The 574-nt window shown below is 41.6% G+C and carries 1 protein-coding gene; it reads left to right on the top strand.

Features of this window, described 5'->3' with window-relative positions:
- A partial coding sequence (locus tag FQP90_RS23055) for a transporter associated domain-containing protein (protein ID WP_280116002.1) occupies positions 1–358 on the top strand: 358 nt, incomplete at its 5' end.
- Positions 359–574 lie beyond the last annotated feature (216 nt).

A 574-nucleotide genomic window follows, 5' to 3' on the forward strand; every position in this document is an offset into this window, starting at 1 on the left:
ATTCATTGTTGATGAATATGGGGATGTGCAAGGTCTTGTAACGCACTATGACATTCTGGAAGCGATTGCAGGGGAGCTATCCAATAACCCTCAAGATTTGTGGACAGAGGAAGTTGAAGATGGCTTGCTAGTGGATGGGTTAATCCCTATCAGCGAACTGAAGAATCGTTTAGAGCTATCAGATTTAGGAAGTGAGAAGGAAGGTTTCCAAACTTTGAACGGTTTAGTTACATGGTTGATTGGTCGCTTACCTGATATTGGCGAAGTCGTTCAATATCAACAATGGCAGTTCGAAATTATCTCTGTAGAAAATAATCGAATTGTGAGTGTTAAAGCGACGCCGATAGCCAAGGATTAAAGCAACGCCGATAACTAGCGATTAAATGAACAGGCCTGCGGTTATTGTCCGTTATCATGCTGCTGTCTATTATCACGTTATTGTTCATTGTCACCAAGATTAGGTATGCTTCTCCGCATACCTATTTTTTGTTTTTACCTTTACCTTTTTCGGAGTCCTCCTTTGTCAGACCATCAATTTAGCCCTCAAGATGAAATCTTCATGCGACGCGCCATC

This window comes from Paenarthrobacter nitroguajacolicus (genome assembly GCF_007786235.1).
GTDB classification, from domain to species: domain Bacteria; phylum Actinomycetota; class Actinomycetes; order Actinomycetales; family Micrococcaceae; genus Arthrobacter; species Arthrobacter nitroguajacolicus_A.